9 protein-coding genes are annotated in these 9111 nt (G+C 71.8%); 6 read left to right on the forward strand and 3 right to left on the reverse strand.

What is annotated here, in order from left to right:
- Positions 1-119: 119 nt before the first annotated feature.
- Both AB0M88_RS34380 and AB0M88_RS34385 read right to left on the reverse strand, forming a co-directional pair.
- Positions 120-737 carry a hypothetical protein gene (locus AB0M88_RS34380; RefSeq protein ID WP_364109934.1) on the reverse strand — a complete coding sequence of 206 codons (618 nt, stop codon included), beginning with the start codon at positions 735-737 and terminating at the stop codon, positions 120-122.
- Complete coding sequence (locus tag AB0M88_RS34385) at positions 737-1501, reverse strand: GNAT family N-acetyltransferase (protein WP_364109936.1); 765 nt, start codon at positions 1499-1501, stop codon at positions 737-739. The genes AB0M88_RS34380 and AB0M88_RS34385 overlap by 1 nt, the downstream gene beginning before the upstream one ends.
- A 520-nt stretch (positions 1502-2021) precedes the next feature.
- Here AB0M88_RS34385 and AB0M88_RS34390 point away from each other — a divergent pair.
- Together AB0M88_RS34390 and AB0M88_RS34395 are read left to right on the forward strand one after the other, a co-directional pair.
- Positions 2022-3311 carry a cytochrome P450 gene (locus AB0M88_RS34390; RefSeq protein ID WP_364109938.1) on the forward strand — a complete coding sequence of 430 codons (1290 nt, stop codon included), beginning with the start codon at positions 2022-2024 and terminating at the stop codon, positions 3309-3311.
- An 80-nt stretch (positions 3312-3391) separates the two neighbouring features.
- Positions 3392-4363 (forward strand): undecaprenyl-diphosphate phosphatase, encoded by a 972-nt coding sequence (locus AB0M88_RS34395; RefSeq protein ID WP_364109940.1) that lies wholly within the window; start codon positions 3392-3394, stop codon positions 4361-4363.
- A 53-nt stretch (positions 4364-4416) separates the two neighbouring features.
- On the opposite strand, the gene AB0M88_RS34400 is transcribed toward AB0M88_RS34395, so the two are convergent.
- Positions 4417-5211, reverse strand: a complete 795-nt coding sequence (locus tag AB0M88_RS34400; protein WP_364109942.1) for an SAM-dependent methyltransferase — start codon at positions 5209-5211, stop codon at positions 4417-4419.
- A 154-nt stretch (positions 5212-5365) separates the two neighbouring features.
- Here AB0M88_RS34400 and AB0M88_RS34405 point away from each other — a divergent pair, with 154 nt between their 5' ends.
- The 4 genes from AB0M88_RS34405 to AB0M88_RS34420 are packed head-to-tail and all read left to right on the forward strand — an operon-like array spanning position 5366 to position 8847.
- Positions 5366-6181: an SAM-dependent methyltransferase gene (locus tag AB0M88_RS34405; protein ID WP_364109944.1), complete on the forward strand. Its 816-nt coding sequence runs from the start codon at positions 5366-5368 to the stop codon at positions 6179-6181.
- 7 nt (positions 6182-6188) lie between these two features.
- Positions 6189-7883 (forward strand): bifunctional diguanylate cyclase/phosphodiesterase, encoded by a 1695-nt coding sequence (locus AB0M88_RS34410; protein ID WP_364109947.1) that lies wholly within the window; start codon positions 6189-6191, stop codon positions 7881-7883.
- Between the two features lie 41 nt (positions 7884-7924).
- Positions 7925-8227 (forward strand): GlsB/YeaQ/YmgE family stress response membrane protein, encoded by a 303-nt coding sequence (locus AB0M88_RS34415; protein WP_364109950.1) that lies wholly within the window; start codon positions 7925-7927, stop codon positions 8225-8227.
- Positions 8228-8244: 17 nt separating this feature from the next.
- The gene (locus AB0M88_RS34420) at positions 8245-8847 is read left to right on the forward strand and encodes a helix-turn-helix domain-containing protein (RefSeq protein WP_364109952.1); all 603 of its coding nucleotides are present in this window, start codon (positions 8245-8247) and stop codon (positions 8845-8847) included.
- Positions 8848-9111: the final 264 nt, after the last annotated feature.

Below are 9111 nucleotides of genomic sequence, written 5' to 3' on the forward strand. Positions count from 1 at the left end.
TGACGGCGTAGCGACCTCGGGCTCCCAGCCCGTAACCTCGCAGCTCCCGGCGGCGCGCTGGGCACGTGATGTGGCGGCCGCTGTCCTGCCGCCGGCCGTCGTGGATCGGCTCGGGCAGGTCAGGGGAGGCTCAACCAGCGCCGGTGGATCTGTTCGTAGCGGATTCGGTCTACGGCGGCCGGGTCGTCGAGGAGGGTTACGAGGCGGGCGCCGTTGGGGAGCGTACGGGTGCGGGCCGCGACCTCCGGCAGTGGCGGCGCCGGTGGGTGGATGTGCGGGCCCGCGTAGGTCAGCCAGCCGAGTTCGGCCGGCCAGTTGCCCGCCGTGGGGTGGGTCGCGTAGTGCAGGTCCCAGATCTGCTCCGATGACCACTCGTCCAGCACCCGGCCGAGGTGGGCGTCGAGGAACTGGGCCGCCTCGAGCCACAGGGCGGTCAGCGACGCGTGGGGGCCGAACGGGTACATCGACCACGACAGGTTGCCGTCCTTCAGGTGGACGAACACGTCGTCGTTGTTCTTTGTCCACCATTGGCTGGCCGCGCCCGCCGCCATCGCCGCCATGGCCGTGTCGAAGTCGCTGACCGTCGTGCGGGAACCCTCGTCGTCGATGATCGTGATCAGGCCGTCGGGGCGGCGGGGATTCAGGTCGCGCTGGGCCGCCAGCTGGTAGGTGCGGCGCAGCGCCGTCTCCGGGTCGACGCCCGGAAGGCCGAGCTCCCACCACCAGTCGGATCCCACTAGCTCACCTCGAAGCTGAGCTGGGCGCCCAGTTCGTGGAAGCCGAGCGCCCGGGCCACCCGCCGCGAGGCGAGAGGCCGGGCCCGCCATTGGGGAAACAGCCCGTTCGACAGCGCGTCGGCGACGGCGTGGCCGGCCACCGCGTGGGCCATGCCCCGGCCGCGCTGGGAGGGGGCGGTGAGCACGCTGAGGTGGGCGACGCCGGTGGGCCAGCGCCGATAGCCCGCGGCCGCGACCACCCGGCCGTCCTGCGCGAGCACGAACGCCGGCGACGTGATCTCGTCGAGCCCGCTCTCGCCCGCGTCGTCGGCCGATACCGAGGCGACAAGATCGGCCACCCCGGAGACGGGCACGACCGAGGCGACGGGTCCGGCGGCCGGTCCGGACGCGGGCGCGACCGAGGCGGGCGCGACCGAAGCCGGTGCGACCGAGGCCGGCGCGGACGGGGGAGTGAAGTCGGCCGGGTCGAGGTAGGCGAGTGCGGCCGGACCCAGGAACGACCGGGCCGGCAGCGCGGCCCGCACCTGGTGCGCGTCGGTCATGCCGGTGGTGGGCAGATCCGCCAGGGCGGCCTCGACCACCGGTTTCAGCGCCGCGGTGGGTACGGTCGCGATCGCGGACGGGCCGAGCGTGACCACGCCGCACCAGCCGGGCGGGCACAGCTGTGACGAGGGGGAGACGACCACGGTGACGCCGCTGGGCGGGAACGCGACCGGGACGTCGGCGAGCGCGCACCACAGCAGCCGGGCGGGATCAAGAGTCATGGGCGTGGACGGCGAGGGTCGCATGGCGGGGGGACCGGATCCGATCGGGGTGGAATTGGCTTTCGAGAAGCGTGGCGAGGTCCGTGCGTACGGTCAAAGGGATTTGGGGGTGCCGTGGAGCCACGCGGGGCGAGGAAGTAAGCCGGCGCAACCACTCCGTCCACATACTGGACCAGAGCCCGGATCCGCCCGGGTGTGCGGCGCGACACATCGGCCGGCGCGATCTCGTCCCGGCTGAGCGCCGGCCGCCCGCCTGAGCAGCGCCGGGCCCCGCGACGGGCGGACACGGCGGCGGCTTCGTGAAAGTACGGTGAGAGCGCACCGGCTCACTCTCGGCCGTTGCGCGGAACTGTTGACCCCGTTATGTGCGACTGTCCTGAGAACGGGCTGAAGGCACCCCCGTCGAAACAGGCGCGCGGGATGCTCACAAACGGGGGACGTGTCTTCGCTCGTTCACGCCCTCGTGTGATCATGCTTCGACGCGCGGGCCGACCGCGCCGACGCTTGAGAGGGGAACCAGGTGAGCGTCGCCTCGCTGGTCTCGTCGGTACGGTCGCGGCTGCTGGGTTTCGTGGCCCGCCGCTACGCCGGTGGTTTGTCCGGAATGTCGTTCGGGGGCAGCCTGTCGATGCTGCCGGAAAGTGTGCTGTTCCCGCTGTTCCGGGACGGTCTCGATCCGACCGCCAAGGTGAACGACCTGCGGGAGCGGGAGCCGGTCAGCCGGCTGTCGCTGCCGTTCGGCATCCGGGCCTGGCTGGTCACCGGCTACGAGCCGGTCCGGGCGGTGCTCGGCAGCGTCGACGGTTTCAGCAACGACTTCGGCAAGCTGGCCGGCCGCATCGGCGTCGACGCCGGTGCGACCCCGGGCGGGCTCGGGTTCGCCGACCCCCCGATGCACACCCGGCTGCGGCGGCTGCTCACGCCGGAGTTCACGATGCGGCGGCTGGCCCGCCTGCAGCCGCGGATCACCGCGATCGTCAATGACCGGCTCGACGCCATGGAGGCCATGGACGGCCCGGTCGACCTGTGGCAGGAGTTCGCCCTGCCGATCCCGGCGCTGGCGATCTGCGAGCTGCTCGGCGTCCCCTATTCCGACCGCGACTACTTCCAGAAGCTCAGCACGTCCCGGTTCGACCTCGACGACGGGGCGCACGCGTCGCTCGACGCGATGACCGATTCCCTCGACTATCTGGGCGGGTTGATCACCAAGGAGCGCAAGGAGCCGGGGGACGGGCTGATCGGCTCGATCATCCGGGCCGAGGGCGACAGCATCGACGACCGGGAGCTGGCCGGGCTGGCCGACGGCGTGCTGACCGGCGGGCTCGAGACCAGTGCCAGCATGCTCGCGCTGGGCGCCCTGGTGCTGATGAACCAGCCCCACCTGGCCGATCCGCTGCGGGCCGGGGAGCCGGCCGACGACCTGGTCGAGGAGCTGCTGCGCTACCTGACGGTGGTGCAAGTGGCGTTCCCCCGGTTCGCGGTGCGCGACCTCGAGGTGGCCGGGGTGGCGATCAAGTCGGGCGACGTGGTGATGTGCTCGCTCAGTGCCGCCGACCGGGACAGCGTGCTCGGCCCGGGCATGGACGAGATCGACGCCGGCCGCGAGACGAGCAGGTCGCACCTGGCGTTCGGGCACGGGTTCCACCGCTGTGTCGGCGCGGAGCTGGCCCGGATGGAGTTGCGGATCGCCTACCCGGCCCTGGTCAAGCGCTTCCCGAGGATGAATTTGGCGACCGATCCGGCGAAACTGGCGATGCGGCGGGCCTCGATCGTGTTCGGCCTGGAAGGTTTACCCGTGCTTCTAAAGTGACTCGTTGCAGTGTCCTGGCGGTTGGTGACGGACCACCCGCGTACGAAAAAGAAGCGTGACCGACGCGGAAAGAAGTGCCCATGGCTGTGCCGTCCCTGACCTACCCGGAAGCGATCTTCATCGGTCTGTTGCAGGGAGTGACCGAACTCTTCCCGGTGTCGAGCCTCGGTCACAGTGTGTTGATCCCGGCGATCATCGGCGGGAGCTGGGCCCGTGATCTCAGCATGACCGCCGACGAGTCGCCTTACCTGGCGTTCGTCGTGGCCGTGCACGTGGCGACGGCGGTCGCGCTGGTGATCTTCTTCCGCAACGACTGGATACGCATCGTCAAGGGCTTGTTCAGCTCGCTGCGTGACCGTTCGATCTCGACGCCCGACCAGCGGCTGGCCTGGCTGCTGATCGCGGCGACGATTCCGGTCGGCCTGGCCGGGGTGCTGCTCGATCATGCGCTGCGGGCGGCGCTCGGCAAGCCGGGCCCGGCCGCGGTGTTCCTGATCCTGAACGGCATCATGCTGGCCACCGTCGAGCGGATCAAGAAGAGGTCGGAGGTCCACGCCGAGGTGCCGGTGATCGCCGAGGCCCCGGACGGCGGCCGCGTCTACATGTCGGCGGCGGCCCGCGGGGGAGTGTCGGCCTCGCACGGCGGCGACGTCGAGTCGGACAACCGGCTGGCCGGGCAGAGCTGGGGCCAGGCGATCCTGATCGGCGCGGCGCAGATCCTGGCGCTGTTCCCGGGCATCAGCCGCTCCGGCGCGACGATCGGCACCGGCCTGCTGAAGGGCCTGTCCCACGAGGACGCGGCGCGGTTCGCGTTTCTCCTGGCCACCCCGGTGATCCTGGCGGCCGGCGTGCTGAAGCTGCCCTCGCTGGCCGGGCCCGAGGGCCACGGCATCCTCGGGCCGGTCCTCGCCGGCAGCGTCGTCGCGGCGATCGCGGCCTACGTCTCGCTGCGCTTCCTGACCAGATACTTCGAGACCCGGACCCTCAACCCCTTCGCGATCTACTGCGTGGTCGCCGGGGTTGCCGCGCTCCTCTGGACCGCGGTCAATTGATTCCGGTACGCGGCGGCGACTGCCCCAACCGCACGGCGGCAGTCCCCGCCTTTTCAATTCTTGAACGCGACCCCGCCGTACATCGCCACATCCTTGTCGGCGGTCTCCGCGTCCTCGCCCTCGGGCCGCCACTGATGCACGAAGACGACGCCCGGGTCGACCGTCGGCAGGCCGCCGAACAGTGACGTGACCTCGTCCCGCGACCGCGGATGCACCGGCACCCCGCTGCGGTTGTAGGTCTGCACGGTGTGGTCGCCGCCCTGCTGATCGTTCTCGGTCGTCACGGCTGCGATCGCCAGCCCGCTGCCCGGCGCCAGCGGGGCCATGATCCGCGAGACGATGTCGCGGGCGATCTCGTCGTCGACGATGTGCTGCAGCACCGCGATCAGCGTGACCGCCACCGGCCGCGACAGGTCGAAGCCGTCCTTGACCGGCGGGGCGGCGAAGATCGCCTCGGGCTCGCGCAGGTCGGCGTCGAGGTAGGAGACCGTGCCGGTGCCGACCGGGATGAGCAGCGCGCGGGCGTGCACGAGCACCAGCGGGTCGTTGTCGACATAGACCACCTTGGCGTCGGGAGCCTCGCCCTGCACCACCTCGTGGAGGTTGGGGTGCGTCGGCAGCCCGGTGCCGACGTCGAGGAACTGCCGGATGCCCTTCCGGGCCAGAAATCGTGCCGCCTTGACCATGAACCGGCGGTTGGCCCGCATCGAGGCCCGCAGCGACGGCATGCCCTCGAGCATCTTCTCGGCGGCCACCCGGTCGGCCTCGAAATTGTCCTTACCGCCCAGCACGTAGTCGTAGATGCGGGCGGAGTGCGGGACGTCCGGGCGGAGCTCAGGCGGCGTCATCGGGCTCTCCTCATCATGAAGCTCCCCACCATCGCAGATGCGGACGCCGATGAGCCAGCACCCGACCGGGCGAGAACCCTCCCGGTTGGACACTTCGTCCGACTGGTGCATCCTAGAGCTTCAATCGCTGGGCGGCGGGGATCGGGGTGCAACGGTGACGGACTCCTACGACTGGGTGCCGGAAGGGGTCGACGTCACGGTCCCCGACGCTTCCCGGGTCTACGACTACGCCCTCGGCGGCCTGCACAACTTCGAGGTCGACCGCGAGTTCTGGAACCGCACCGAGACCGCGTTCCCGGGGGCCGGCCTGGTCGCCCGGGCCAACCGCGCCTTCCTCGGCCGGGCCGTCCGCTGGCTCTCGGCCCGCGGCGTGCGCCAGTTCCTCGACATCGGCTCCGGCATCCCGACCCTCGGCAACGTGCACGAGGTGGCCCAGGAGGCCAGCCCCGACGCCCGCGTCGTCTACGTCGACATCGACCCGATCGCGGTCGAGCAGAGCCGCAGCCTGCTGGCCGGCAACTCGTACGCCCGGGTGATCCAGGGCGACCTGCGCGACCCGGAGAGCATCCTCACCCACCCCGAGGTGCTCGAGCTGCTCGACTTCTCGCGGCCGGTCGCCGTGCTGACCGTCGCGGTGCTGCACTTCGTGCCCGACTCGGCCGGCCCGCGCGCGATCGTCGAACGGCTCGGCAAGGCCCTGGCGCCCGGCGGCTACCTCGTGCTGTCGCACATCGGCCCCGACGACTCCCCGGCCGGCCGGGCCGCCCAGGAGACCGTCCGCCGGCTGTACGAGGGGACGCCGACCCCGCTCGTGATCCGCGACCCGGACGAGATCGCCGAGATCGTCGGCGACGCCTTCGAGATCGTCGAGCCGGGCGTGGTCGCGGCGACCGACTGGCATCCCGACCCCGACGAGGCCGACGACCCACCGCAGCCCACGGCCCTGGTGGCGGTGGCCCGTAAGAGGTGACCCCACGATGAGCGACGAGGCTCTGGCCGCCCTGGCCGAACAGTGGCTGCGCGGCGTGGTCGAGGCCGGGTTCGTGCCCGGCGTACGCGCCCGCGCCCGGGCGGCCCTGCGCGACCTGCTCGACGAGCTGGTGGCCGCGGTCCGCGCCGAGCCGTTCGACCCGGCGCCCGGCTACCGCATCGGGGTCGAGCTGGTCGACCTGCGGATGGCCGCCCCGGCGGTCGCCGGCGTGACCGTGCGCCTGTTCGCCGCCCGGCTGCCCGCCCTGGTCGACGGCCACCAGGACCGGGTCCTGCTGCTGCTCGACCGGCTGGTCACCGGCTTCACCACGGCCCAGCGCTCGGCCGCGGTCAGCGCCGCCGAACAGATGAACCGCTCGGAAAAGATCCACTGGCGGCGCGTGCAGACCGACCTCCAGCAGCGCCTGCAGGACGCCCTGCTCCACGAGGTGCAGACCGGGCTGCCCAACCGGCAGTTCCTGCGCAAGAACCTCGGCGAGCGCATCGCCGCCGCGGCCCCGGGCGACCGGCTCGGCGTCTGCCTGCTCAGTGTGGACGGTGTGGCCGAGCTGACCGACGCGCTCGGCCCCGACAACGGCGACCGCCTCCTGGCCGACGTCGCGGGCCGGTTGCGGCAGGTCGCCGCGGCCGGCGGCTACTTCCTGGCGCACCTCGGCGAAGAGGAGTTCGCCCTGGTGGTGACCGGCTCCAGCGGCCCCGACGAGGTGGCCAAGGCGGCGGCGTCGGCGCGGGTCGCGCTCAGCCCGGCCTTCCCGGTCGACGGCTACTCGTTCTCGGTCGGCGTGACCGCGGGCGTGGTGGAGAACCGGCTCGCCGGCACCCACCCCGACGGCTGGCTGCGCGACGCCCACCTCGCCCTGGCCTGGGCCCGGCACGACCGGCGCGAGCATGCCGTCTTCGAGGCCGTCCGCGCCGAGGCCGACCGCAGCCGCCACCGGCTGACCGCCGCGATGCCGGTCGCGCTGGCCAAGGGCGAGTTCGTGCCGCACTACCAGCCGCTCTACCGGCTCTCCGACCACACGGTCGTCGGCGTCGAAGCACTGGCGAGGTGGCAGCGCCCGGGCGGCCTGCCGGTGCTCAACCCGCAACAGTTCATCAGCCTCGCCGAGCGTACGGGCCTGATCCGGCCGTTAGGCCGCGCCCTGCTGGAGCAGGCCTGCCGGCAGGGCGCCGCCTGGCGCCGGCAGGGCCACGACCTGCTGGTCAGCGTCAACCTGTCGCCGCTGCAACTCGGCGAACCCGGGCTGGCCGCCGAGGTCGCCGACATCCTGCACCGCACCGGCCTGCCCGCCCACCGGCTCCAACTCGAGATCACCGAGAGCGCGGCGGCCGACGAACACCGCGACCGCCTGCGCGAACTGGCCGCGCTCGGCCTGCGCCTCGCGGTCGACGACTTCGGTACGGGGTACGCCAACCTGACCGTCCTCTCCCGCCTCCCGGTGACCGGCCTCAAGGTCGCCGGTGAGCTGGTCGCCGACCTGGACACCGCGTCGTCGGCCGCGTCCGACATCCTCCGCCACACCATCGGGCTCTGCCACGACCTGGGGATCGAGGTGACCGCCGAAGGCCTGGAGACCGAGTCGCGCGAGCGGCTGGTCAGTGAGCTCGGCTGCGACCTCGGCCAGGGCTACCTGTTCGCCCGCCCGGCCCCGCCCGCGGAGATCACCCTTTTGCTGGGGTAGTGCATCATCGTCCTACGTCCACCGACGAGAGGAACCCCCCGGTGCATGCCCAGGACTACGTGGCAGCGATCATCTTCGGCCTCGTGATCGGCGTGGTGGCCCGCCTCCTGCTGCCCGGCCGGCAGAACATCGGCCTGATCGTCACCGTGCTCATCGGCATGCTGGCCGCGGTCGCCGGCACCTGGGTCGCCGACCACTACGACATCCACAGCAGCCACCTGTTCACCGTGGCGAGCCACCGCTACGACTGGGCCGTCGTCGGCGTGCAGGTCGGCATCGCGATCGTCGGCGTGGCCCTCGCCGCCGTACTCGCCAGGGCCTTCTCCACCGACCGCGACCGATGACGGGCTAACCTGTCGTCGTGACCGTGGACAGTCGGCGCACGGACACCCGCGAGCGGGCCCTCGCCGTAGCGCTGGAGCTCTTCGCCCAACAGGGCTACACGGTCACGTCGCTGCGCGAAATCGCCGAGCGGCTCGGGGTGACCAAGGCCGCGCTCTACTTCCACTTCCGCACCAAGGAAGAAATCCTCACCGCGATCCTCCGCGGCTACCTCGACGGCATCGCGGCCCTGGTCGTGACGGCCGAGGCCTCACCCAGGTCCCCGGAGCGGCAGGAGCGCCTGCTGCGCGCGTTCGCCGCCCACCAGCAGCAGTGGGGCAGCGACCTGACACTGCTGGTCCGGCAGAACGCCACCGAGATCCACGGCCTGCCGATCGCCGCCGAGATCAAAGAGGTCATGCAGTCGATGATCGCGGTCCTGGCCCCACCCGGCGCGGACACGGCCCAGCGCTTGCGGGTACGCACGGCGCTGACCACGTTCCAGGTCGCCGCGCTGACCGCCATCCGCGACGAGGAGGGCAACGAGGCCGAACTCCGCGAGGCGGCCCTGGCCCTGGCCTTGGAAATCCTCCGCGGCGGGCCGGCCGTCAGCGCTCCGCCTGCGAGTCCACCAGCTGGATAGGCTCGCCCCACCGGTTCTCCGGGGGCGTCGCGGATTTCGGTGAACGACCCACTTGGCGTCCACAGGTTCTCCGCGGCGTCGCGAGCTGCCGGCCGCGGATTTCGGTGACCGACCTGCCTGGTCACCCAGACCCACGCCGGCGGCGCCACAGACTGATGGCGCCGATCCGAGAATTCGGACCGGCGCCATCACTGTCGTTGCGCTCTGAACACCCCGGACAGTGCTGGTTATCGGCGTCGGCGGTTTCCTCGGGGGCCGGCTCGG

This window comes from Actinoplanes sp. NPDC051411, assembly GCF_040682075.1.
Taxonomy (GTDB): Bacteria; Actinomycetota; Actinomycetes; order Mycobacteriales; family Micromonosporaceae; genus Actinoplanes.

What these genes read in the sequence shown, in the direction of transcription:
- AB0M88_RS34385 (WP_364109936.1), bottom strand. Translation starts at nt 1,501, where the DNA reads ATGACTCTTGATCCCGCCCGGCTGCTGTGGTGCGCGCTCGCCGACGTC.
- AB0M88_RS34400 (WP_364109942.1), bottom strand. Translation starts at nt 5,211, where the DNA reads ATGACGCCGCCTGAGCTCCGCCCGGACGTCCCGCACTCCGCCCGCATC.
- AB0M88_RS34395 (WP_364109940.1), top strand. Translation starts at nt 3,392, where the DNA reads ATGGCTGTGCCGTCCCTGACCTACCCGGAAGCGATCTTCATCGGTCTG.
- AB0M88_RS34410 (WP_364109947.1), top strand. Translation starts at nt 6,189, where the DNA reads ATGAGCGACGAGGCTCTGGCCGCCCTGGCCGAACAGTGGCTGCGCGGC.